The organism is Thiolinea disciformis DSM 14473, assembly GCF_000371925.1.
In the GTDB taxonomy this organism is placed as follows: Bacteria; Pseudomonadota; Gammaproteobacteria; order Thiotrichales; family Thiotrichaceae; genus Thiolinea; species Thiolinea disciformis.
This window is the reverse complement of the sequence record NZ_AQVE01000003.1, coordinates 89276-114299: the sequence shown is the minus strand read 5'-3', so window position 1 is coordinate 114299 and position 25024 is coordinate 89276. Positions and strand designations below refer to the sequence as shown.

At 45.7% G+C, this 25024-nt stretch carries 24 protein-coding genes; 16 read left to right on the top strand and 8 right to left on the bottom strand.

The annotated features are described in order from the left end of the window. Positions 1-341 precede the first annotated feature (341 nt). Positions 342-800: a YaiI/YqxD family protein gene (locus A3IE_RS0103430; protein WP_020394187.1), complete on the top strand. Its 459-nt coding sequence runs from the start codon at positions 342-344 to the stop codon at positions 798-800. 30 nt (positions 801-830) lie between these two features. On the opposite strand, the gene A3IE_RS0103425 is transcribed toward A3IE_RS0103430, so the two are convergent. Continuing rightward, complete coding sequence (locus A3IE_RS0103425; RefSeq protein ID WP_020394186.1) at positions 831-1586, bottom strand: helix-turn-helix domain-containing protein; 756 nt, start codon at positions 1584-1586, stop codon at positions 831-833. Positions 1587-1696: 110 nt separating this feature from the next. Here A3IE_RS0103425 and A3IE_RS0103420 point away from each other — a divergent pair, with 110 nt between their 5' ends. The 6 genes from A3IE_RS0103420 to ureG all read left to right on the top strand — a co-directional run bounded on the left by A3IE_RS0103420 (position 1697) and on the right by ureG (position 6084). Beyond that, positions 1697-2131: a hypothetical protein gene (locus A3IE_RS0103420; protein ID WP_020394185.1), complete on the top strand. Its 435-nt coding sequence runs from the start codon at positions 1697-1699 to the stop codon at positions 2129-2131. Positions 2132-2517: 386 nt separating this feature from the next. Further along, entirely contained in the window at positions 2518-3015 is a 498-nt protein-coding gene (locus A3IE_RS0103415; RefSeq protein ID WP_020394184.1) for a TspO/MBR family protein, read from the top strand. Between the two features lie 413 nt (positions 3016-3428). Further along, positions 3429-4181, top strand: coding sequence for a tetratricopeptide repeat protein (locus A3IE_RS19770; RefSeq protein ID WP_020394183.1), 753 nt, complete (start codon positions 3429-3431; stop codon positions 4179-4181). A gap of 156 nt (positions 4182-4337) precedes the next feature. Next, positions 4338-4802 carry an urease accessory protein UreE gene (ureE, locus tag A3IE_RS0103405; RefSeq protein WP_020394182.1) on the top strand — a complete coding sequence of 155 codons (465 nt, stop codon included), beginning with the start codon at positions 4338-4340 and terminating at the stop codon, positions 4800-4802. Further along, positions 4792-5466, top strand: a complete 675-nt coding sequence (locus tag A3IE_RS0103400) for an urease accessory protein UreF (protein WP_020394181.1) — start codon at positions 4792-4794, stop codon at positions 5464-5466. Before ureE ends, A3IE_RS0103400 begins: the two co-directional genes overlap by 11 nt. A gap of 9 nt (positions 5467-5475) precedes the next feature. Next, positions 5476-6084, top strand: coding sequence for an urease accessory protein UreG (ureG, locus tag A3IE_RS0103395; protein ID WP_020394180.1), 609 nt, complete (start codon positions 5476-5478; stop codon positions 6082-6084). A 52-nt stretch (positions 6085-6136) separates the two neighbouring features. Here the strand turns inward: ureG and A3IE_RS19765 are convergent, their stop codons facing one another. From A3IE_RS19765 to A3IE_RS0103380, 3 genes are all read right to left on the bottom strand, one after another. Continuing rightward, positions 6137-7978: a TRAP transporter large permease gene (locus A3IE_RS19765; RefSeq protein WP_020394179.1), complete on the bottom strand. Its 1842-nt coding sequence runs from the start codon at positions 7976-7978 to the stop codon at positions 6137-6139. Beyond that, entirely contained in the window at positions 7978-8520 is a 543-nt protein-coding gene (locus A3IE_RS0103385) for a TRAP transporter small permease subunit (RefSeq protein WP_020394178.1), read from the bottom strand. Before A3IE_RS0103385 ends, A3IE_RS19765 begins: the two co-directional genes overlap by 1 nt. Before the next feature lie 77 nt (positions 8521-8597). Next, positions 8598-9740 carry a TRAP transporter substrate-binding protein gene (locus A3IE_RS0103380; protein WP_020394177.1) on the bottom strand — a complete coding sequence of 381 codons (1143 nt, stop codon included), beginning with the start codon at positions 9738-9740 and terminating at the stop codon, positions 8598-8600. Between the two features lie 97 nt (positions 9741-9837). On the opposite strand from A3IE_RS0103380, the gene A3IE_RS0103375 reads away from it, so the two are divergent. From A3IE_RS0103375 to A3IE_RS0103355, 5 genes are read left to right on the top strand one after another with little or no spacing between them, the layout of a single operon-like run. Beyond that, positions 9838-10689 (top strand): ABC transporter substrate-binding protein, encoded by an 852-nt coding sequence (locus A3IE_RS0103375; protein ID WP_020394176.1) that lies wholly within the window; start codon positions 9838-9840, stop codon positions 10687-10689. After that, positions 10689-11678 (top strand): FecCD family ABC transporter permease, encoded by a 990-nt coding sequence (locus A3IE_RS0103370; protein WP_020394175.1) that lies wholly within the window; start codon positions 10689-10691, stop codon positions 11676-11678. The genes A3IE_RS0103375 and A3IE_RS0103370 overlap by 1 nt, the downstream gene beginning before the upstream one ends. Continuing rightward, a complete protein-coding gene (locus A3IE_RS0103365) occupies positions 11678-12448 on the top strand; it encodes a heme ABC transporter ATP-binding protein (RefSeq protein WP_020394174.1) in 771 nt (256 codons plus the stop codon). Before A3IE_RS0103370 ends, A3IE_RS0103365 begins: the two co-directional genes overlap by 1 nt. Positions 12449-12500: 52 nt before the next feature. After that, entirely contained in the window at positions 12501-13340 is an 840-nt protein-coding gene (locus A3IE_RS19760) for a DUF1287 domain-containing protein (RefSeq protein ID WP_020394173.1), read from the top strand. 26 nt (positions 13341-13366) lie between these two features. Then, positions 13367-13999 carry a hypothetical protein gene (locus A3IE_RS0103355; RefSeq protein ID WP_020394172.1) on the top strand — a complete coding sequence of 211 codons (633 nt, stop codon included), beginning with the start codon at positions 13367-13369 and terminating at the stop codon, positions 13997-13999. A 170-nt stretch (positions 14000-14169) separates the two neighbouring features. Here the strand turns inward: A3IE_RS0103355 and A3IE_RS21840 are convergent, their stop codons facing one another. Further along, positions 14170-15639, bottom strand: coding sequence for a hypothetical protein (locus A3IE_RS21840; RefSeq protein WP_157832828.1), 1470 nt, complete (start codon positions 15637-15639; stop codon positions 14170-14172). Positions 15640-16038: 399 nt separating this feature from the next. Between A3IE_RS21840 and A3IE_RS0103345 the strand changes: the two genes are divergently transcribed. From A3IE_RS0103345 to A3IE_RS0103330, 4 genes are all read left to right on the top strand, one after another. After that, complete coding sequence (locus A3IE_RS0103345; protein WP_026154755.1) at positions 16039-17628, top strand: hypothetical protein; 1590 nt, start codon at positions 16039-16041, stop codon at positions 17626-17628. 159 nt (positions 17629-17787) lie between these two features. Then, on the top strand, positions 17788-18168 hold the full coding sequence (locus A3IE_RS0103340) for a CZB domain-containing protein (protein ID WP_020394169.1): 381 nt from the start codon (positions 17788-17790) through the stop codon (positions 18166-18168). A gap of 301 nt (positions 18169-18469) precedes the next feature. After that, a complete protein-coding gene (locus A3IE_RS0103335) occupies positions 18470-18898 on the top strand; it encodes a hypothetical protein (protein WP_020394168.1) in 429 nt (142 codons plus the stop codon). A 154-nt stretch (positions 18899-19052) separates the two neighbouring features. Further along, positions 19053-19250: a hypothetical protein gene (locus A3IE_RS0103330; protein WP_083900570.1), complete on the top strand. Its 198-nt coding sequence runs from the start codon at positions 19053-19055 to the stop codon at positions 19248-19250. Here the strand turns inward: A3IE_RS0103330 and A3IE_RS0103325 are convergent. The 3 genes from A3IE_RS0103325 to fadB all read right to left on the bottom strand — a co-directional run bounded on the left by A3IE_RS0103325 (position 19229) and on the right by fadB (position 25016). Continuing rightward, positions 19229-21331 carry a molybdopterin-containing oxidoreductase family protein gene (locus A3IE_RS0103325; RefSeq protein WP_020394166.1) on the bottom strand — a complete coding sequence of 701 codons (2103 nt, stop codon included), beginning with the start codon at positions 21329-21331 and terminating at the stop codon, positions 19229-19231. The genes A3IE_RS0103330 and A3IE_RS0103325 overlap by 22 nt on opposite strands. Positions 21332-21678: 347 nt before the next feature. Then, on the bottom strand, positions 21679-22857 hold the full coding sequence (fadA, locus tag A3IE_RS0103320) for an acetyl-CoA C-acyltransferase FadA (RefSeq protein WP_020394165.1): 1179 nt from the start codon (positions 22855-22857) through the stop codon (positions 21679-21681). After that, positions 22854-25016 carry a fatty acid oxidation complex subunit alpha FadB gene (fadB, locus tag A3IE_RS0103315; protein WP_020394164.1) on the bottom strand — a complete coding sequence of 721 codons (2163 nt, stop codon included), beginning with the start codon at positions 25014-25016 and terminating at the stop codon, positions 22854-22856. The genes fadA and fadB overlap by 4 nt, the downstream gene beginning before the upstream one ends. Positions 25017-25024: the final 8 nt, after the last annotated feature.

The following is a 25024-nucleotide window of genomic DNA, read 5'->3' as shown; positions in this document are numbered from 1 at the left end:
TTCCATCACAAAGTCCACCCTATTGTGACTTTACTTACGCAATGACACGCCAGTCAGATGAAATGCTTGCTGGAATGACGCAGTTTAAATTGTATAAATCAATAGTCATGTAGTCAGGGATTTCCAGCACAAAGCATAATGGTTCTAAGATGAACCATGTCCTAATAGCACAGCAATCCTTGCGATGATTTGCACGAACCCTGATAAGCAAAATAATGGTTCAAGCATTGGCGGGTTCTTAGCGTATGCTTGGGTACAGTGGCGGTTCTTATTTGAAAATTTTATAAAACGGATAGTCTAGTAGTGATTGGTAGCAATTTTTACAAGCGTGGGAGTAGGTTATGCACATTTGGGTCGATGCGGATGCGTGTCCGGTGGTGATCAAAGAGATATTGTTTCGCAGTGCTGAGCGCACCGGTCTAGCACTGACCTTGGTCGCTAATCAAGCTATACGTGTTCCGAAGCTCGCCAATATTCGTACCCTGCAAGTAGGCTCTGGTTTTGATGTCGCAGACGATGAGATTGTTAAACGGGCTCAAGCTGGCGATTTGGTGATTACCGCTGATATTCCACTAGCATCCGAAGTGTTGGCTAAAGGTGCTATGGCTTTAAATCCGCGTGGTGAGCTGTATTCGCTAGACACCATAAAAGCGCGTTTAACCATGCGTGACTTTATGGAAACGCTACGCAGTAGTGGTATTCACTCCGGTGGCCCTGATCCTTTAAGCCAACAAGATCGTAAACTCTTCGCTCAACAATTAGATACACTCGTTACGCGTTATTTACGCCAGCAAAAGTAATATCTGACTGCACTGTCAACGCGATAAGCGTTAGGGCTTATACCACAACGTGGTATTTTGATCGGCCGGAAACATTAACTCGATCATATACTCACTCACGGTCAAATCTTGCACTGAGCTTAATTGAGCTAAAATTGAAAAGAAGGACAAGGTGTGATGATCAACTTGCAATTGGGTACTTAAAATAATGGGGTTGTCGCTGTGTGTGGGATGGTGGAAATGTTTTGTTATGCACGCGGCTAATTGTTTTTCTAACTGAGCCAGTTTTTCCGAAATGCCATGAGACATGGTTTTTTGGTGAATGCGTTGTAGGATATGTTTGGCTGTCTCTAACCAATTGATAATGTGCTTGTTTCTTAAATGGTCTTCTATTAAAAATTCAATAAAATTAGTGGTCTGATAATTAAATTTTCCAAGCAAGGCTTGCGCAGCACTATTGGCATTGACTATATCCCAATCTGGGTTAAAGACTAAAGCAGGATAGGGTAAATGCTTGGCAAGCATTAACTCAATAGCATCTAACGCAGGCTGTAAATCAGATGTGCTGTGCTGATCGAAATAAATGGGTGCATAACCCGCAGCCAATAATGCTTGATTAAGTTCAGTTTTAGGCACTAGCAAAAATAGTGCGATTTTCAGGATCATCTCACGACTAGGTTGAGAACGGCCAGTTTCTAAAAAGCTCAAGTGGCGACTGGAAATATCTAATTCAGTAGCCAATTGTAATTGGCTATAGCGTTTAGTTTGTCGCCATTGGCGTAATAAACTGGCAAAAGATTTTTTCATGAACTGGATTATGCCAGCTTTGAGTTAAGCAAAACACTTACCTATGAGGTAATTGTTTGAACGCATTCTGTTTTCTACACTCCTACAATCACTGCATTAGGAGTCAGATCATGAGTTTAGAAAAACGCGCCCAGTTCATGCAGATAGTAGCCATGATTTTGGGCGGCTATGCTTTGTTATGGGGCTTAGCGCCTTTTGAGTTATTAAATTGGCCAGCCCGTTTTATTTTGAGCTTGTCCGCCGGTGAGCTAAACCAGATAGCTCAACCCCTAACACCACAGGTTCAGTGGCTATCAGCGATTGGTTCAGGTCTGTTAATGGCAGTAGCAATCATTAGTTACGGTATTATTGCGCCCGCACTACATGCGGAAGATATAAAGATTATTAAAGCCTTTAAGTTAGCCATGATCGTTTGGTATGTGATGGATAGTGTTGGCTCTTTGGTCTCTGGTTTTGCCATCAATATTCTATTCAATACGATTTTTATAATAGCAATTATCGCCCCTTTATGGCGGGTGGAAAACCAAATTTCAGGAAAAGGCTAATGAGGGGGCTATGTTTGCCTTGTTGTTAGGCTACATGCGTTAAATAGACCGCTTGCGAAAGGCTTCGAAGTCTCATAGGAACGGCCTGAGTTATGCCGAAGTAAGCCGATTATCAGTGACCGACTTTAAACGTTTAATCGGTGTTTCACCTAAACTATTTGAAGAGTTGTTATAAGTGGTAACCTAGACGATGCTCCGTCATTGAGTTTTTTTGATACAAAGCCTTGTTAGCACTAAGTCGCAGAATCTACCGATTGGGTCACGTAAAACTAGACATAAATTTCACGCTTATAACTTGTTGATTTTCTCTAAATCTAATGAGCCAAAGCAGTATTTGGAGGTAGTTGACCTATACTGTTTGTTTCAGCCATACCGGAGTAAATCACATGAATGGAATGCCCTTTGCGAAACAACTGATCGGTTTATTGGTGTGGATTGTCATTACATCCGTGGCTTCGGCCATCGGTGCTTGGGGTTCCATGAATGCCCCGAGCTTTTATCAAAGTCTAGTACAACCGTTTTTTGCACCACCCGCCAGCGTTTTTGGTCCTGTTTGGAGCATCCTTTATTTATTAATGGCTATTGCTGCGTGGCTGGTCTGGCGTGAACGTGGTGGCTTCGACGCTGCGCGTACCGCTTTGGGGCTATATCTCGTGCAATTAGGCGTGAATGCCCTATGGTCTTGGGCTTTTTTCAAGTGGAATAGTGGCTTCGCTTCTATGGTCATTATTATCGTGTTATGGGTACTAATTGTTCTAACCCTCATGCAATTTTGGCGTATTAAAGCGTTAGCGGGCGCATTGTTATTGCCTTATCTTGCATGGGTGAGTTTTGCCACCGCGTTAACCTTCAGTGTATGGCGTTTGAATCCAACACTTTTATAAAACCCTTTCAGGACGTTAGAATCCGCTCGTAAATTGAATCTTATTTGGTAATGCAGCGCTTGCAATCAGTGCTTGGGGCGGCGCTCAGCATGTACGGTATTAAAATTATATGCCAATTGTCCAACCGATAATCCAGGCTGTACATGGTCATGCTAAACCGTCACAGCTTAACTAAAGGTAATAGCTGAATGTATGACGCTGTCATGCATTGAGTTGCAATAACCGTTAATATGAATGTCCATGCTGACAATAATTGCTTTAGCATTCTGCACCCATTACGCTATAAATCAGGCCAGCTACCGTTACGCACGCGCTTAACGAGCGTTTGTCATGCCTGCATTTTATTGTGCTAAGTTTTGACTTAAGGTAGCAATCCCATATCTTTGATCCTGAAATACCTTATAGGTTTCGCTATGTTGAAACGCCTCATTTGTTTAGTGCTGTTATGTACACCCATCAGTTTGTTCAATAGTAGTTATGCGGCGGAAACGGAAGAACCAGCAACCGTCGAAGGTGCTAATGCATTACTGGAAGAGGGTGACGAAGCTGGAGCAACGGAATTATTGCGCCAGATTGCCATGACCGATACGCCTGAAGGACATTATGCAACTTGCCGTTTAAATGCTGAAGGTTTGGGCATGGCGCCAGATTTGGCTTTGGCACTGAAAGAATGTCAAATCGCAGCGAATAAGGATTATGCCGAAGCGCAATACCTGCTCGGCGACATGTATGAGAATGGCTTGGGTACGCCGGTACTAGAGTCTGCGGCTGTCTATTGGTATGGCCGAGCCGCTTTGCAGGGTCATGCTGCGGCCGAGTTGAATTTAGCCAATATGTATTTTGATGGGCGTGGCATTGCCAAAGATGATAAAAAAGCGCTGGCACTCTTAAAGCATTCGGTCGCAAGCGGTTATGGTTTGGCGCAAAATAGTTTAGCGGTCGCTTATGCCTTTGGTGAAGGCGTGAAGCAGGATTACGCTATGGCGAATCAGTATTGGAAGTTAGCCGCAGAACAGGATATTCCAGAAGCACAAACCTCCTATGGCGTTTCTTTATGTGAAGGCCGTGGTGTTGCTAAGGATGTTGAGACGGGCAAGCAATGGATTCAAAGTGCAATTGATCTAGGCTTTGAGGCGGCGGAAGAAGCCTTAGCTAAATGCGAATAATGCCGTCATTGCACTTATAAAGTGCGTGCTGCGCGTTGATCGTGTGCGCTTTGCTGGGTTTTAGTGCTACTTAAGCCCAGCGTTTCGTGTTTTACAGCTTGGCATGAAACCTGCTGAATACTGGGTTAAACCCGTGTTTTCAGCCAAGGTTGTTTCATGCTCAAACTCATTGCCATTTTACCTACTACGCAAGCCCTTAGCGCCGCACAAACCCTTACTTTGCCTTATGAGCGTCGTATCATCAGTCGTCAGCGCGTCACTTTAGACAATGGCAATGACGCAGGGCTATTTCTGCCACGTGGCAGCCAGTTGACGCATGGGACGTATATTAAGGCTGACAGTGGTGAAATTGTTAAAATTGAAGCGGCCAGCGAAACGGTATCCACTGTATATTGTGGCGATCCACTGTTAATGGCGCGTGCTTGTTATCACTTGGGTAATCGTCACGTACCTGTGCAGATCGAATCAGGCCGTATTCGCTATCTACATGATCATGTTTTAGATGACATGCTACGGGGTTGGGGGCTTCCCGTTATCGTTGAACAAGCTCCGTTTGAGCCAGAAGCGGGGGCTTATTCAGCCAGCCACGCTCATTCATACGCCCATTCTCATGATCACTAATCTTGCCTTAGTGCGTTTATTGCATTTGGTGAGTCCGTCCCTACCCATTGGATCCTTTACGTATTCACAGGGCATTGAATGGGCAGTGGAAGCCGCTTGGATTAAAAATCCTCACGATTTAAGGGCTTGGCTCGAAAGTCAATTGCATAGCGGCATGATTTATTTGGATGTACCCATTTTGCAGCGTCTTTATCACAGCTTGGGTGCAGACGATATTATAGTAGCCGGAGCGTGGATTACAGTATTGCTTGCGAGTCGCGAAACCTATGAATTACAGCTTGAAGAAAAAAATCGCGGGCGCGCCTTAAGTGATCTATTAATTGCTTTAGATATTCCGAGGGCGGCTACGTGGAAACCCTTAATAGCGCAAAGTCAGGCGGCTGGTTTTGCCTTGGCTGCTTTGCATTGGAATATTCCTGTAGAGCAAGCGGCATATGGTTATGTTTGGAGTTGGCTGGAAAACTTAGTGCTGTCGGCTGTGAAAATAATACCGTTAGGGCAAACCCAAGGGCAAAAATTATTAGAGCAATTAAGTCCTTTAGTAGCTGAGGTGGTGGAGCAGGGTTTACAAGTGGCGGATGAAGACATTGGTGCGGCCTCCTTTGCCTTAGCCATCGCCAGTAGCCGTCATGAGTCTCAATATACTCGCTTATTTCGATCTTGAGGAAATCTTATGCCTAGTCCCTTACGTGTTGGAATTGGTGGTCCGGTTGGTTCGGGCAAAACCGCGTTATTGGATGCACTTTGCAAAGCGATGCGCGACGAGTTCGACATTGCCGTGGTCACCAACGACATCTATACCAAAGAAGATGCGCAGTTTTTAATGCGAAGTGAGGCACTGCCAGTAGAGCGTATTGTTGGTGTGGAAACTGGGGGTTGCCCGCATACTGCCATTCGTGAAGATGCCTCGATGAATCTAGCCGCTGTGGAAGATTTACAAGAGCGCTTTCCTAATTTGGATGTGATTTTTATTGAAAGTGGTGGCGATAATCTTTCTGCAACGTTTAGTCCTGAACTCGCGGATTTAATGATTTATGTGATTGATGTGGCAGAAGGCGAGAAAATTCCGCGTAAAGGCGGGCCTGGTATTACGCGTTCCGATTTGTTAGTGATTAATAAAATCGATTTAGCGCCTTATGTCGGGGCATCACTGGAGGTGATGGAAGCAGATAGCAAACGAATGCGTGGCGAACGCCCGTTTGTGTTTTCAAATCTGAAAACCAAACAAGGTTTGCAGGCGATTATTGAGTTTATTGTACAGCGAGGAATGTTGGTGCATTGAGCTAATACAGCTAAAAAGGGCAGTGCGAAAAGCACTACCCTCCTATCAGGACTTACTGACCAGCCGGTTTGTCTAATTGGAAATTAAACTCATTGGCGGGTGCTTCTTTGGGAGCCTCAGTCGGTTTTTCCTCCGGTTTCGCGGTTTGTCCATCGAGACTAAAGTTCATCGAATTATCCGGCGCTGCTGATTTAGGTGCTTCGCTGGGCTTCGTGTTCTGACCATCAAGGCTGAAGTTCATCGTGTTATTATTAGAGTTTGGCTTTGCAGCATTAGCCTCCACACTAAAATCGAATTCCCCACCCTGCTTAATCATGTCATGGCCTTTATCGAGAAAAGCAGTGGTCATTTTCGGATTGAACATGACGACAAATACCATAATGAGCTGGATGACAACCCATGGGATTGCACCCCAATAGATGTCATTACTTTTCACCTCTTTCGGAGCAACTCCCCTCAAGTAAAATAGCGCAAAACCAAAGGGGGGATGCATAAAGGAGGTTTGAATATTCACCCCAAGGGTAATCCCAAACCATACTAATGCCCCTAAAGCAGCAGCATTTTCATTACCACCAAATTCGGGCAATAACACGGGCGTTAGGATTTTCTGAGCAACCGGCGCAAGTAAAGGAACGAGAATAAAAGCAATCTCGAAGAAATCTAAGAAGAAGGCGAGGAAGAATACCGACAAATTCACAATGACTAGGAAGCCAATCCATCCGCCAGGCAAGCTTGAAAAAAGATGTTCAACCCAACGTCCACCGTCGACACCTTGGAACACGACTGAAAATACCGTAGAGCCGATCAAAATAAATACTACCATCGACGTGATGCGCATCGTGGTATGATAGGCTTGGGTAATGAGATTGCGTAGAGTCGTAATTTGTACAGCACGGAATAAGATATAGACTAAGGCAATGTATAAGACCGTCATGCCTAATTTAATGGCATAACCCATCACCCCCGTTTTGGTGAATAAGATAGCCAAAATTAAGGTAACACCGGCAGCAGTTAAACCCGTACGTGCCACCATTTTGTCTTTACCACGAAACTCAGGGTTACGTAATACCGCTAAGACCACGGCTCCGACTGCACCCATAGCACCAGATTCCGTCGGTGTGGCAATACCCAGCATAATCGTGCCTAAGACTAAGAAAATCAGTATGCCTGTCGGTAAAATCCCTTTCATGGCTTTAAGCCATAGCGCTTTGCCTTTGAGTTTAATTTCTTCGGCCGGAATACCTGGTAACCAATCAGGCTTGATGCGGGTTAGTAAGAAGGTGTAAAGCATAAATAATGAGGTTTGCATCAAGGCAGGAATCCAAGCACCCAAATACATACTGCCCACATCAGCACTGGCAGTTGGGGTTTTTAATTGGTCTGCCATAATGATTAACACTAAGGAGGGCGGAACAATTTGTGTAATAGTTCCAGAGGCTGCTAAGACACCGGTCGCATAACGCATATTATAGCGATAACGCATCATGACAGGCAGCGCGATCATCGCCATGGCAATGACTTGCGCGGCTACTGTGCCTGTGATTGCCCCTAGAATAAAGCCGACGAAGATAACTGAATAACCTAAGCCACCTTTAACACGTCCGAATAACTGTCCCATCGAGTCCAGCATGTCTTCGGCAAGCCCGCATTTCTCCAAGATTGCACCCATAAAGGTAAAAAACGGGATTGCGAGTAATAATTCATTAGCAATAACGCTACCGAATACACGCTGTGGAATGGCTTGCAAAAAGGCTGTACCAAAAAAACCTTGCTCAATGGCAATCAAACCAAAGAATAAACCCACCGCCATGAGCGAAAAGGCTACCGGAAAGCCAAGCACCATGAAAAGCATTAGGCCACCAAACATCAGCGGTGGCATGATTTCAATCGACATTATTGTGTCTCCTTCTCATAGTGCATATTGAGTTGGATTTTGCCCTGCAACATGGCAAAGCGTTTAATGAGTTCGGATAGACCTTGCAGGATTAATAAGAAAAAGCCAAATGGAACGATGAGTTTGATTGGATAACGAGGCAGACCCCCCGAGTTGCTAGATTGTTCTAGGATAGACCAAGAAGGTAAAAATAGTGTTTTCCACGATAGCCAAGCAATCAGGGTACAAGCGGGTAAAAGGAAGAAAATTAGGCCAAAAATGTCAATAAATAAGCGCTTACGTTCGGAAACATTGCCGTAAAGTAGGTCGACGCGTACGTGCCCATTTTCACGCAGTGTATAAGCAGCGCCTAGCATGACTGCTGTTCCAAACAAATACCACTGTAGTTCTAACGGCCAGTTGTTGCTCAAGTCAAACCCATAGCGCATGAGTGCATTGGTTGCACTCACCACACAGGCTAATAGAATACATACATTAGCGAAACGCCCAAAATAGCCATTCAAGGCATCAATCATTTGGGAAAATTTTAGTAAGGCAGACATGAATATGTCCTCCTGTGGCGACAGAACAAGACAGACAGCCTCTAGATTCCTAGAGGCTATCGTGTTACTGAACGACGTTATAACTTACGACTGAAACTGGCTTTGGCAAAGGATTGTTCAGCCACATTAAACCACTGCGCTTGGTTATTGCGGAATACTTTCCAATCGTCATAGATTTTTTTGAATTTCGCGTTTTTGGCTGACTCTTCTTCGTAGGTCGCTTTCGCGGCATTAAAGCTAGCTTCGATAATTTCATCACTAAATGAACGCAGCTTTACATCCCCGCTCAACAAGTTAGCTAACGCTTGTGGATTACGGGCATCATATTTGGCTTGCATATCATCGTGTGCTACATGCGAAGCAGCTTCCCATGCGGCCTGATATTGCGGTGGCAGTTTTTCCCATTGTTCTTTATTCACATAGAAAGATAATTGTGGCCCTGCTTCCCACCAACCTGGGGTGTAATAGTTTTTAGCTACCTTACCGAAGCCTAATTTCTCATCGTCATAAGGGCCAACCCATTCTGCTGCATCAATAGTGCCTTTTTCTAGAGCGGGATAGATTTCGCCACCCGGAATTTGTTGGGGCACAACACCAAGCTTACTTAGCACACGGCCTGCAAAGCCCCCGACACGGAATTTTAAGCCTTCTAAATCTTTCACCGTATTGATTTCTTTCCGGAACCAGCCACCCATTTGTGTGCCAGTATTGCCACCGAGGAAATTCACGACATTATACTCGGCGAATAACTCACGCATGAGCTTCATGCCATTGCCGTACATCATCCATGCAGTTTGTTGACGGGAGGTCAAACCGAAGGGTACGGCGCAGTCAAACGCGAAGGAAGGATCTTTACCGAAATAATAATAAGAGGCCGTGTGTCCTGCCTCGACAGTGCCATTTTGTACCGCATCTAAGACTTGTAAGCCGGGAACGATTTCGCCCGCCGCAAATACACGTACTTTAAATTTGCCACCAGTTAGTTTTTCCAAGGTAGAAGCAAAAATTTCCGCAGCACCATAAATGGTATCGAGCGATTTAGGGAAACTGGAAGTTAAACGCCAATTCAACTCTGGTAAGGTTGCAATAGCAGTTGGACTAGAAGCAGTCGCTTCGGCAGGTTTATCAGTACTAGGCTTATCTTCAGCGAATAAAGTGGGTGCAGCCGCTAGCGCCGCAGCGCCCAAAGCGGTTTGTTTCAAAAAGGAACGTCGCTCCATTAATTCTCTCCTCAAGTTGATTTAAGCGTAAAGCTTTGACTCGCCATAAAGGCACGCTATCATCCTACTTCACCACCCCCACATTGACAAATGCTAAATGGTTTTTCGTTTCAGCTTATGGCTAAGCTTATTTTTAATGCTCTTTTCAGGCGGGTCAGGTGCTGAAAATGCACCACCACAGCGTATTGTTTCGATGAATCTCTGCGTTGATCAGCTATTAATCTTATTAGCTGAGCCGCAACAAATTGCCGCCTTAACGCAGTTGGCTCACGATCCGGATGCCTCTTATTATTATCAAAAAGCCTTGGCTTATCCGACGAATAAAGGTTTGGCCGAAGAGGTGTTACCCTTCAAGCCGGATTTAGTGATTGCAGGCGAATACGCGCATGTAGCAACGGTGCAATTACTTAAAAAACTCGGCATTCCGGTGGAAACCTTGCCAATTCCGAATAGTCTTAATGAGGTATTTAATAATATTCGCCGTATCGGGGAGTTAGTAGGACAACCAGAGCGCGCTACCACTATTATTCAACAAATGCAGCAACGTTTGGCTCAAGCGTCAGCGCCTGTTTCCAATGCTCCTTTAGTGGTGGTGTATGAAGCGAATGGTTATACCGTGGGCGATGCTTCTTTACGGGGTGAAATATTGCATCAGGCGGGATGGCAAAATGCTGCCACACAACTTGGGATTAACAGTTATGGGCAAATCGCCTTGGAAGATTTAATTCGTTTAAAGCCACTGGCTTTAATAGACTCGCCTTATCGCGCAGGCACTTATTCACGTGCACAAGCCTTGTTAGCGCATCGTGCTTTAAAAAGTAGCGCTTTTTCACCGCACATTATTCAAATACCGAGCAAGCTCACCATTTGTGAAGGGCCTTGGTTAATCGATGTGATTGAACAGTTGCAAGCGGAACGCCTAAAACTCACTGTAGGTACAACGCCCTAATGCGCTATTCACTCTTAGTAGCTTTATTAAGCGCTTTAGTCCTCACCTTATTTATAAGCTCGCTGATGATAGGACGAAATCCCTTACCAATTTGGCAGGCTGCTCAAGCGAGCCTACACGACACTTCCTCTATAGTCGCTATTATTCTCACTGAAATTCGTTTGCCACGTGCTTTGATTGGCTTAAGTGTTGGCGCGACGTTAGGGCTGTGTGGTGCGGCCATGCAAGGCCTATTACGTAATCCTTTGGCCAGTCCTGATTTAATCGGTAGTGCGAGTGGGGCGGCCTTGGGAGCGATTATTGTATTGTATTATGGCTGGCAGGCGAATTTTAGTTATTTATTACCTTTAGCGAGTATGGTGGGCGCTTTATTGACCACCCTATTAATTTTTGTGCTGACAGGGCGTTCGGCTGGTATCACAACGCTGATTTTGGCGGGTGTGGCTATTAATGCGTTGATGGGCGCGATGATGTCCTTATTGCTTAATTTAGCACCGAGTCCTTATGCCATGCGCGAATTAGTGCTATGGACGTTAGGCGACTTGACTGACCGCAGTATGGATGATTTTTGGTTGATGTTGCCCTTTACTGTACTGGGCTGGTTACTATTATTGGGTATAGGACATGGCCTCAGAGCCTTAAGTCTTGGGGAACAAACAGCGAGCACCTTAGGTGTCCAAACCTTGTGGTTACGTTGGCGTATATTATTAGCGATTGCTTTTGCCCTAGGGGCTGCGGTCGCAACCACCGGTATGATTGGCTTTGTGGGTTTAGTGGTGCCGCATTTGCTTCGTCCGCTCGTACAATATGATCCTGCACGTTTATTGCCCGTTTCAGCTTTAGGGGGGGCAGCATTAGTCTTGGCTGCTGATATTGGTGTGCGTTTGATTCCGAGTGAGTCAACGTTGCAAGTGGGGGTTTTGACGGCTTTAGTGGGTGCGCCGTTTTTCCTGCATCTGATTTTGCGTAGTCGCTACGAGCAAATCTAATGCTAATCCACGCCCATAATCTAAGCTTCAGCTACGCTCAACAGACCGTGTTAGACGACATTAGCCTCAGTTTACAAGCAGGGCAGTTGATTGGCTTAATCGGCCCAAATGGTGCCAGTAAATCGACTTTATTAAAATTATTAGCAGGTTTATATAAGCCACAGCAAGGTGATATTCAATTGCTCGGTAAGCCTTTAAGCGCTTGGCCTGCTAGGGAGCGTGGCCGTGTGTTAGCGTGGCTGGAGCAACAAGGCGCCATTCATTGGCCTTTGTCGGTTGAGCGTTTGGTGGCTTTGGGGCGCTTGCCCCATTTGACACCTTGGCAAACTATCAGTGCAGTGGATGAGGCCGCGATAGAGCACACTTTAGAGGCCACAAATGTGCTGCATTTGCGCAAGCGTAGTGCCCAAACCTTATCAGGGGGAGAACGTAGTCGGGTATTACTGGCGCGTGCACTAGCAGGACAGCCGCGAGTCTTATTGGCGGATGAGCCAATCGCGATGCTGGATTTGGCACATCAATTACAGATTATGCAGTTATTGCGTGATATTGCGCAGGGTGAAGCGGGTGTGATAGTGGTATTACATGATCTATCCTTGGCAGCACGTTATTGTGACCAGCTTTATTTGTTACAACAAGGTCGCGTTGTAGCACAAGGCACACCACCACAAGTATTAACCGAAGCACTGTTGCGCAAAGTGTACGGCGTGGAATGTGCTATACAGTGGGGACATATTCCCTCCATTACGGCGCTTTATCCTGTGCCGTAAGCAGGTATCGATCCGATCTTGAGCTAGATAAATAATAACGAGCGTAGGTACTATGAAAACGCGATATTGGTGGTTAGGTTTTGATTTTGCTGTGATTGGTTTAGCAGCCGCTCTCTTATGGTGGGTGTGGCAGTATTGGCAATCACAAGCGCTAAACATTCCACCTCAGGTGAGTATTGAACCTAGTCCGCCTATCTCTGCCTACCCACCTGTTGCAAACGTTGAACCTGAACTATCGGCACCCCCTTATTTACTGATTCCACGTTTGCCTTGGCCTTGGTGGGACAGAGAGGCTAAGCCTTCGACTACGATTCGCCCGCCTAAATTAAAGCCCGCTTTGCCAGAGCATATTGCCAAGCTGGTCAAGTCGGTGCATGAGCAAACTAAAGTTACGCGCTCTTATGATCCAACTTATGTCAAGCTGGCTTATCCAGGGGGGGATGTAGAGCCAGAGACAGGTGTCTGCACTGATGTTGTGATTCGAGCCTTTCGTGCGCAAGGTGTCGATTTGCAGAAAATGGTGCATGAAGATATGCGCAAAGCCTTTAGCGAATACCCTAAAACGTGGGGTAAAAGGTCGCCTGATCCTAATATTGACCATCGTCGTGTCTTAAATCTTAAGACATTTTTTGAGCGTAAAAATAAAGCCCTACCAATAAGTGATAACCCCGATCAGTATCAGGCGGGTGATTTGGTCATTTGGCAGCTCAATGAAAAACAATTTCATATTGGTGTGGTTTTGAAAGAGCGTAGTGAGGATGGTCAGCGGCCTTTAATTGGGCATAATATTAATGAAGGGGCCAATATTGAGGATGTCTTGTTCGCATGGCCAATAGTAGGGCATTATCGCTATTTTGAGCCAATCTTGGCTAATGCTAAGCTCAGCAAATAATCCTAGCTTAAAGACGGGAGGAGAGAATGTTAGATCAGACTTATGGGGTGATCTTAATCAGTAGTATGTGCCTAGTGGCTTGTAGTGTTTCTCCCCAAAAGGCTCGGCTTAATGCAGCACAAGCCGAGCAGCTTCAACAAGCGCGCTTGGTATTGAGACAACAAGATACCTCCGCATTTTCTTATAGCTCACAATCAGAGCAAATGGCGGCACGTGCTCTGGGAGCGGTTTCTCCGGTATCGAGTGTTGTTTCGGTGGCGGCGGGGATTAGGGCCGCCACCCGTGGCTCAGAAATTCAAAAACGTTTTCAACTCATTGACCCTGCAAAAAGTATTGAACTTGCTCTAGCACAACAATTAAAGCAGCAGTATGGATTAAGCGGTGAAGGTGATAGCGTACTAAACGTCGCCTTGGATGTACGCACAACGCAATGGCGGCCGGTCTATCAACTAGGCAAACAAACTTACGCCTTGGATTATCAAGCGGATTTAAGTCTGATGCGTGATGAAGAAACTTTAACCACAGGACGTTGTGTTTATAAAACCCCGCCTGAACGCCAAGCCAGTTTATTTACGGGTATTTTGGCGGATAATGCTAAGTGGTTGAAGCAAGAGACCGAGCAGGCAATTGAGCATTGTCGTTTAACGTTTATCCAGTAAACACCTTGTTTGAAAAACGTTACATGGCCTGTTGATGAATACTCAGTAGCGATGCCGTTTGAATCTCACTTGTATTGTATAAGGTTCGCCATTTTTGATAAAAAACGAGTGATTTTATAAAACTAAAGTTTTAAAGTTGACACTTTTAGTCAAGTAACAATAAGCATGTGTTACTTTACTTGGATGAGTTTTTTAGCGAGCGCTACATTTTCTTTAGCAGTCCACAGTAGACTATCTGATTTGTTAGTTTCTGTAGAAGCATTCGGTAAAAAGTCTACGGCGTGGCTTAGCTCGCGTAAACAACCCTGACAATGACCACTTTGGCAATGTTTAACCAATTTGCCAAATTGATTCCAACCCCCTAAATCATTAAAGCTGTTTTCTTGTACGGCCAGTTGTGAGTAATGGCTGCGACGAAAATAGTAAAGGCAGGGCACAGTGCGTAAAGGATCAGGGTAAGAGGAGTTATATCCAAAAATTGTTTTGAGTAGCGCAAAACTGCTTTCCCATGAGCCTAAAGCGCATAAACCCACTGCCATGAAACGACCACAATAAATATCTAAAGGATTAGCATTGCGTGCAGTTTGAATTTCTACATTGCACAGCTCTACTTCGCCACGTGCATAGCAATTTAAAGCAAAAGCTGCATGAGCTAACGCATTCCCCGGATTCAATTCTAAGGAGCTTAGGGCTTGGCGTTGCCATAAATCCTCTAAGTCCATACGCGTCATACCCATGTCGACTTTGAGCATATAGGCATAGAAACAGGCCATCGCATAGTGTAAATGCGCTAGAGAATCATCGTTATAATGACGGGTGCGTTTTTCACAGGCGATCCAAAAATCGCGAAAATGCACTTCACTAAAGCTTTCTTGGATAAAACGAATATGCTCGACCAAGATTTGATAATGGCTGGGAATTTGACCACGTTTATGCCAATAGCGACTCCAGAAGGTCATTGCTGCCCCTTGGTGTAAGCTAAATACTTCGGTCATAAGCCATTGATACATAGGGTCTAAGGTTGGGGTTTGGGCATCATGACGGGGTTGTAGCGCAATGTCACCAGACCAAACTACTTCACGCGATAAGGTGTGAATTAGCACATAGCGGACATTAAAATTTTTACCCGAGAGACTAGCTTCTGATTGGAGTAAAAACTCTGCTTGGTGATGTTGCCATGCGTACTCTAGGGCATTGCTGGCGTGGCGGGTATAGTGCCCGGGATCAGTTAGTGCAATCTGAATCGTGCGTAATTTACCTAGCATGACCGGTAGGGTAGAGCGCAGGTCATAGACCAAGCTACGTAGCCCATCATGTCGAATGGAGATAGGATTTTGTGAGGCTATATAAATTTTAGGCCCTGTCGACTGGACTCGTTTTGCCCCTAAACGTCGCCAAGGTAGCTGTGATGTATCAGCTTGTTTAAAATTGGGTGTATATCCCCCAGTAGGCAATTCAATGCGATAACTACTGGAAGAACCTTCGGTGGCGTAGTATTCATCTAATAATTTACGCACACGCCCTGCTTCAACGCGTACCGCTGGGCTTTCAGTCGGGTTATAGTCAGCGGATTTACCAAGTGCCTCAATAGCAATGCCATATTGAGTGATGCGGTCACCGCGTTCTTGTAGCGTTTCCATAACAATATACTGTAAGAACTTACTAGCCTGTTTTTTTCCATTAAAAAGGCTGCTCGCAAGTATCCGCTCCAATTCCTGTTGGATGCTCTCTTTGCTTACCATAACACTCTGACTTAATTAGTAAATTGCGACACATATCGAATTTAAGACGATTTAATTGTTTATTTTTCTTAACCGCTTAGCTTAACCAAAGATGAGTATTGTGTTCAAAACCATCCACAGAGTCACGTAACAAATCGCAGGAAAGAGGGCAATTTCTCGATATTTTTTAACTTAGAGTTGAGAAAATGCAGAAGTTGTTACCGTTACACTTTAATTCTTACTTTCATCTACCGTTTGTCGGCATAAGATGCAAGCAATATAAACCGAACATGAATAAGTTAACTTGAGGGCAATGGGATGATGAAAACCAGTATGGGCTATCAAATACTGGAAGGGCGTTATGCTTTGCTAGATTGCTTAGCGGTGTCCAGTATTGGGGAGGTTTACCGTGCGCGAGATTTAGAACGTGCACAGACACATGGCGCTCATTCCTTAGTAACGATTCATATACTTCCGAAAGTATTATCCGAAACTATGCCGATTGCGGCACTGTTTCAGCAAGTAGCAGCTACGGCAAAGCAACTGCATAAACCTTGGATACTGACACCACTGCGCTTTGGTCTGGATAGTCACAAGACCTATCTTGTTTTAGATTATCCCAATACCAGCGGTAGCCTCCAAAGTGTAACCGCTATTGGTGGGCAGAATACGGTCATGCAACGTCGCGCCAGCAGTCAGCTAGGTTATTTAGTGGGGCAACATTACCTCAAGGCTCGTACTGAGGCGGCTTTTTTATTAGTAGGTAAAGATCCTGCAATGTATGTGCTTGCCACCGCTTTTGCTCCCGCTCTACAAGCCTTGCAAAATCCGCAAACTAGCTTAACGCTGGTTCAAGCGAAGCCATGGTTTAAGGTGGGCTTGGGGGTGCTTGCTATGATGATTGCTTTGGGTACAGTCACAGCGGCCGTTTTGCATGAACAATTGACTGCAGAAAAAGCCTTAAAGCTTGCCGCTGCGAATGCAGTAGAGGTGATTAGAACGCCAGTTATAACAACGCCAGAAAGTATTGATGTATTACCGACCCTGCAAGATTACTTAGGCGATAGTCGGGTGTTAATCACGCCAGTGCTAGAAGAACCACGTTTAAACAACGATCAAGTAAACGACACTCAAGTCGTCCCTAGTTTGGCCATGCAAGCTGTAAAAGACGAGTTAGTCGCCGCATTACCACAAAAAGGCTTGACTGATATGGCTCAGAAAAAAGCAGTTTCTGAATCTAATCAGGTCGTCATGGCCTCCAGTAAGTCTGGAAAGTCAGCTAAAGAAAGTACTAATAAATCGGCGGCTAGTAAAAAGCTGGAAACAAAAGTGGTCATGAAGCGCGAGCTCTCTAAGCGCGCTCCAAGCCAAACCGAAACACCTAAGCTAGAACCGCTAGTGGTGCTGTCAGCGCCTGTGCTTGAAGAAAAAAATACAGAGGTAAGCGCTAAAGGAGTAGTACAAGCTGATGTTGTCAAGTCGCCACCAGCTCAAGCTACCTTAGCACCTGAACATTCTATACAAGTCATGCGTAGTGCTATAGCGGCGCAGAAAGTTATGCCTAAAGCGGCTGTGCCTGCGCCTCAGCCAGCACTAAGCCTTGATGAGCTTTTGCAAAGAGCGGATGAAGCTTTAGCAAAAGGGCTGTTTTCTTCGGCACAACAAGGGGTGTTGTACTATGTGCGTGCGATTCGTGATATTGCCCCCTTCCATCCGGCTGTCGATCGTTTAAGCCGTGAAGTAGTTTTATATCAACATGAAAAAATTCGTGATTTGTTGTTAGAGGAAGACTTTAATCAAGCTCAGCATTTATTAAATAGTAGTGCTAACTTGATTCGGGAGTTTAACCTAAAACCGCTCAATGCAGCGCAACAAATCCTAGAGCATAAAGCTAGCCAACTGGGGTAGGCTAGGTTTTAGGTAGGCGGTGGGGGCGTGAATTTTTCGCAATCTTCGTTTTGCGTTAAGTATTGTTTTTGTCGTTAAGTTAAATTTGATACAACTATAAAACATTCACGATTAACTTCATCAATTCAATGGGCTAGTTATAAAATTTGAGTTGAAAAAATGATACAAAAGCATATATTTTTTTTGCACCGTATGAATGATCATGTGCAATATTTAGATAAGATTAAATCAACACTAGCAGGAAAAGGGAGTTTTAAAGGAACCGATTGCCGTTGTTGCGCGCTCGGCAAATGGATTTATAGTGACGGTGTTGCCTATGCGGCTCAATTTAACGCTACGGCGCGCCAATTATTTAATGACATGGTGGAGGCGCACGAGCGTTTTCATGAGGCCAGTGCTAGAACCTTGGAATGTCAGGAAATAGGTGATGAATTAGGGCAATATCGCGCTTTAACTGAAATGTATCAGTTATCTAACCAATTAGTACAAATGTTATTAAGACTTGATCAAATGGCGAATCAAGAAAGCTTGATCGCTTAACTGTCCCCCTAGGTCGGATTTGTTATATTGCATAGAACTTTTACAAAAAAGCTTTATTAGTATAACAAACTCCGACCGCTTTTATATTTAACCCCATTTTAATTGCTATACGGTGCTAAATAGCAGACGTGTGTCATTGCCCCTAAGCTATTAAGTCATCCACAATCTAGTTAGTGCACAAACCTAATTTATCATCATTAAGTAATACCCGATTCACTCAAGGATGAAATAACCCGAATTGCTGAATAACGGAGCCTTACAGGGATGATGACAATCTTCTAGCTTGTTGGAGATTATAAGTATGGCGAAATTAGCTAAACCATTGGTCGTTGCTGTTGTAGCGTTAGCACTTAGTTATCAGGCGCAAGCCGGTTTCTATCCTAATCAAGGGCCTGGCCAAAGTTATCAAGACCAAGATCCTTATCCTTCTTATCCTACTCAACCTGATCCATGGCAGTATCAACAGTATCCTATGCAGCCTGATCCTTGGCAGCAATATCCGGTACAACCTGAACCGCCAAGCTATCAACCACCACCGGTGTCACAACCACCGGCGGCAAGACCGCCTGTACAACGTCCTAATCCAGCGCGACCCGCCCAACAGCAACGTCCACAGCAACAAGGTCAAGCGACTCAGGTCAGACAGCCACAATATCCATCTAATTTTAGAGCAGTGCGCCCCTGTCATATTGACCCGCGCCCGCCTTGCTTTAATAAGTATCAACAGTAAAGCGTTTAAACTGCCACACATCCATCATTGCCCCTGTTGCAAGGGGAGTGATGGGTGAATAGACGCTTATCTGCTGAATACAGCAGGTATGTGGTTTTTGCTTTATGCTAATTCAATTACCATTAAGGTAATTGTTTTGCGTGGAGTGTCCGCCATGAAACCGATAACAGAAATAATTCGCGAAAACCTCACACCTACCCAAGTGCTTGCTATCTGCCAAGCAGAGCGCGCCAAAGGTCGATTTGTGAATGTAAATCGCTTGCACAGTCAATTAGTGGAGATTGAAATCATTCATCCCAACCGTGTAATTGATGTGACGCCGAGTCCTCGTTATTCACTCGAAACACGTTGAACCTGACACAGTAAAGATTTAAAGGGTGGGAAACCACTAATAGGATCGAGGCTTTGATCGTCGGTTAGTTCATTAATATTCGCGCTATTCCAGCCGTGGAAAGCGTGTACAACCCCTTGTTTCATTTTGTCTGTCACATCCGCACGGAAAATGACTTTGCCGCGACGCGAGCTAATGGCTACAGTATCGCCATGTTGAATTTGGCGCTGCGCTGCATCAGCGGGGTGAATCTGAACGCGCGGGTAAGGATCGAGCTTGAGCATGGGCGCAACATTATGTTGTTGTGAATGCGTGAAGTATTTCTGTCGCCCACCTGATGTCAACACCAGCGGATAGTCAGGCAATAATTCTGGCGTAGACAGGGGGCTTTCAGCAGGCTCGCGATAAATGGGTAAACCATCATAGCCTTTTTGCTGCAATTCCACTGAGTCGAATTCAATTTTGCCGGTCGCGGTTTTAAAGCCATTAATACGCCATTGACGATCAGCATCCAAAAATCCACGCTCCACTAATTCTTCAATCACAGGACTATAAACGATTACGCCTTCAGGCTTGGCATAAGCCTCTTCACGGACTTTTTCCGGTAAACCTTGCGCCATTTCCGCCCAAGAGGCTTCTAAATCACCATGCCAGAATTGTTCTGCCATCCCTAAGCGTACACCAATTTCCAGAAATATCTGGCCATCCGCTTTCGCTTCACCACGTACTGGCAAAGCTTGGTGGCGATATTTCACCTCACCTTGGTAGGCACAGCCTGGGTAAGCGATTAAAGCGGGGCGCTCTAAGCTGGTGGCAGCAGGTAAGACAATATCGGCTTGCAAGGTAGCAGGGTTGTGGAAAAAATCAGAAACGGCAAAGAAATCCAGTGTGCTCAAGGCATGTTCCATACGCTTGGAATTGGCCCACATCGCCGTATTAATACCCATCGCTAAGAGTGCGCGCATTGGCTGTGGTTTGCCCTCCAGAATACAATCCGGCATCAACATACTTTGTCCCGCAGGCCAATACTTCGTCCAAATCGGAAAAACTTCATCGCCAATCCGTGGCGGTAATTCCTTCACACATACATCGAATAACTCAATCGGTTTGGGTAGCACTTTGTCATTGAAAAAACGATTGCCCCCTTCGCGATCAATCATTCCAAGCACAGCAGAGAGTAGAATCATTGCACGATGATTTTGAAAGCCATTGCTATGTTGCACGGTGGAAGTCGGGGACATGGCAATCTGTGAGGGTAGGGTAGTCGCAAATATTTCCACTGCAGCGCGCAAATCAGCTTCTGGGATGCCGCAAATGTTGGCAACACGGCTTGGTGTAAATGCGCGAATATACTCGCGGAAAGCATCCAAACCATTTGCCCATTCATCCAAAAATGCCTGATCTTGCCAGCCATTCTCAAAAATCAAATGATGAAAACCGAGCGCTAATGCGCCATCAGTGCCAGGGCGGATTTGTAGATGAATATCCGCCAGTTCAGCAGTTTCTGTGCGGCGCGGATCAACCACGATCATTTTGCGATTTTTTTTCTTCTTGGCGAGATGATGATGCTCAAACGGTGGAATCGAGCCAGAGGCATTCGTCGACCAGACTAATACACATTTGGTTTTGGGCGATTCGACGGTGGAAGTGGTTTTCAGTTTATAACCATAAGTGAGCTTTTCCGCCACCATCGTTGCTGAGAAACAGCAACCGGACTCGGTGAGATAATTCGGGCTACCAAAGGCATGGGCTAAACGCTGTAATTGTGGGCGTGCTTCTTTGGTATAGCCTGCAAAGAATCCAACCGCAGGTGCGCCATATTTGGCTTTGGCTTTATTCAATTCCGCAACAATCGTATCCAGCGCTTCATCCCAGCTAATCCTTTCAAATTGCCCCGACCCTTTGGCGCCAACACGTTTTAGGGGATAGAGCAAACGCTCAGGATGATATTGCCGCTCCAACTGCATTTGCCCACGCGGACAATTCGGCAAACCTTCTACGGCGATAGCTTCTTGCTGCGCATTGAGCGTTACGGTGAAAGCACAGTTGGCATCACATTCGTAGCAGGTCGTGTGTTTGATGGTATTGGCGCTAACTGTCATGGTCGACATCTCATTATCGGAGTGTTGGGTATCATAACGGATATTGAAGACAATGCATTTTTCATTAAAACCGTGGTGTTTTAAGGTTAAGCTAGCTTAGCTTCTAGGACTAACACTCTGTGTTCTGTGAATAACTCTATCATTGAGTGCTGCACACTACTTTGCTAGTAAACGAGCACTTATTAAAGAAGGAATTCAGTCAACAGGAGTGGTTAAAAGAGGGACGCGGGATTGTGTGAGCGTTTGAAGGTTTAATGGTGCATAACGTATGTCACGTATGCGAGAGCTTCAATGCCCCACTGAGAAACAGGGCTAGTATCTAACCCTGTTTGAGATAGAAAGGCGCTTTAGTTGACGCGCTCAATAATCGTAGTAATGCCCATGCCCATGCCGATGCACATGCTGGCTAGGCCGAGTGTAGCGTCCTTAGTTTCGAGCACATTCATCAAGGCATTGATGATACGCGCACCGGAACATCCCAACGGATGACCCAAGGCAATGGCGCCACCATTGATATTGATCTGATCCATTTTTTCGAGGATTTTTAAACCTTTCATCACGGATAAAGCTTGTGCTGCGAAGGCTTCATTTAACTCGAAATAATCAATATCATTGATGCTCAAACCTGCACGTTTCAGCGCTTTCTGCGATGCGGGCACTGGGCCGTAACCCATAATCGCAGGATCACAGCCAGCGACTGCCATACTCTTTATCCGTGCACGCGGTTTCAAACCAAGCGCTTGTGCTTTTACCGCCGACATCACTAATAAACCCGCTGCACCATCGGAAAGCGCAGAAGAAGAACCCGCAGTTACCGTTCCGACTTTAGGTACAAACACAGGTTTCAATTCAGCTAAGGTTTCAACCGTCGTTTCAGGGCGAATCACTTCGTCTGTCTTGACCAAGGTTTTGAAACCATTGTCATCATGACCTTCAACGGGCAAGATCTCGCGTGCAAAACGCCCTTCAACCGTTGCTGCATGAGCCAAACGATGCGAACGTGCCGCAAATTCGTCTTGCATTTTGCGGTCAATGCCATTCATTTTGCCGAGCATTTCTGCAGTCACGCCCATCAGCATATCGGCTTTAGCGACATATTTGGACATTTCGGGATTAATATCCACGCCATGATCCATTTTTACGTGACCCATGTGCTCGACGCCACCTGCGATGAAAATATCGCCATAGGCTTCAGTCATAATCGACTGTGCCGCGATATGCAACGCGGACATGGACGAGCCACACAAACGATTTACGGTTTGCGCTGCGACCGCATGAGGTAAGCCAGCTAATAAAGCAGCATTGCGGCCAATATTGAAACCCTGTTCCAAGGTTTGGTTCACGCAGCCCCAAATCACGTCCTCAATCATGTCACCTTGTAGTGCTGGATTGCGTTTCAATAAGCCACTAATGACTAAGGCTGATAATTTTTCAGCGCGAACATGGCGAAAGACGCCGTCTTTGGAACGTCCCATCGGGGTGCGAATGCCGTCGACAATCACGACATCAGATAATGATAAACTCATGATTGACCTCCTTGCGGAAAATAGCGTTCGCCTGTGGCAGCCATCGCTTTCATTTTTTCAGTGGGGTGATAAAGGGGGCCTAAACTTGCATATTTCTCGGCCATATCGCAGAAGTTCTTTAAGCCAATCTGATCTAAATAATGGAAAGCACCCCCCCTAAACGGTGGGAAACCAATGCCATAAATTAGCGCCATATCGGCCTCTGCAGGGCTTGCGACAATACCTTGCTCCAAGCAACGCGCTGCCTCAATGCACAAAGGAATCATCATGCGCTCAATAATTTCTTGATCGGTGAATTCATGTGCCGCACCCACAACCCCTTGTAGCAACTGATCGATTTCTGGATCTTGCAGCTTTTGTGGTTTGCCCTTGCGATCGACCTCATAGCGATAGAAGCCCAGATTATTTTTCTGGCCGAGGCGCTTTAGGGCATAGAGTTTATCAATCGCTGTTTCATAATCACTCTTCATGCGATCAGGAAAACCGTCTGCCATCACTGAATTCGCATGGTGCGCCGTGTCCATGCCCACCACATCTAGCAAATAAGCGGGACCCATCGGCCAGCCAAAGCCTTCCATGACTTTATCCACACGACGGAAATCCGCACCATCGCGCAATAAAGCCGTAAAGCCACCGAAGTAGGGGAACAAAATACGATTCACTAAGAAACCAGGGCCGTCATTGACCACAATCGCGGTTTTGCCCATGGCGCGTGCATAAGCTACGGTGCGTGCTAAGGCAGTCGGGCTGGTTTTCTCGCCGCGAATCACTTCAACGAGGGGCATCCGATGCACCGGATTGAAGAAGTGCATACCGCAGAAATTTTCGGGACGTTTGAGTGCGGTAGCTAATTCATTAATGGAAATAGTAGACGTATTTGACGTGAGTATCGCATCTTCTTTTAGGAGTGCTTCGACTTCAGCCAAGACTTTCTTTTTAATGCCAACATTTTCAACAACAGCCTCAACCACTAAATCCGTTGTGCCAAAATCACCATAACTCAAGGTTGGCGTAATTTGGCTAATGGTTTTCGCCATTGCCGCCGCGCTTAATTTGCCGCGTTTTAATTGACCATCTAATAACTTAGTGGCCTCATCCATGCCTAACTGCAGGGCTTGCGGACTAATGTCCTTCATTAAAATAGGTATGCCACGCGAAGCCGATTGATAGGCGACACCGCCACCCATAATACCAGCGCCTAAGACGGCTGCTTGTTTAACGGGCTGTGCTTGTTTTTCGTATTGTTTGGCGACTTTTTTGACGTATTGATCTTTTAAGAAAATGCCAACCAAAGCAGCAGTAACGTCATTGACGGCTAATTGGGCAAAGCTCTTAATTTCAGTCGCTAATGCACCTTCACGGTTTTGGGTCACGCCTTTTTGCATGACTTTCAACACTTGCAACGGCGCGGGGTAGTGCGGGCCCGCTTGGGCACCAATCACACCGCGTGCGGATTCAAACGCCATCATCTGCTCAATTGAGTTGAGTAAAATCGGCGTGGTTTTTTCGTGACGGCGCGCCTTGTAGTCAAAATCGCCTGCGATGACCTTTTTCAATAAATCTAGCGAGGCTTCGCGTAATTGAGCCGCCGGCACGACGGCATCGACAGCACCATCTTTGAAAGCGGCTGCCGCTGTTTTTTCCGACCCGCCACAAATCCATTCATTGGCATTGTCCACACCAATTAAACGTGGCAAGCGTACTGAACCGCCCCAACCCGGATGAATCCCTAGTTTTACTTCCGGTAAACCCACTTTAGCGCTATCAGCGGCTACACGGTAATCGCAGCTTAGGCATAATTCAAAGCCCCCACCTAAGGCTACACCATTAATGGCAACAACCGTGGGAACTGCTAAATCTTCAATCGAATTAAATAAGCCATTGATATCGTGAAGAAACGTTTCAATCGCTTCTGCACCTAAGGCAAAAATTTTGGTGAACTCGGTAATATCCGCGCCAACAACAAACACATCCTTGGCGCTCGTGAATAGCACGCCTTTCAAATCTGCTTGTGCTTGAACGGTTTTTACAGCAGTCGCGAGTTCTTCCAGTGTCGTTTGATTAAATTTATTAACAGACTCGTTTTGGAGATCGAAGGTGATCTCCACGATGCCCGCTTCAATCGCTGCGACACGGATCGCTTGACCTTGCATCAACATGATGGGGT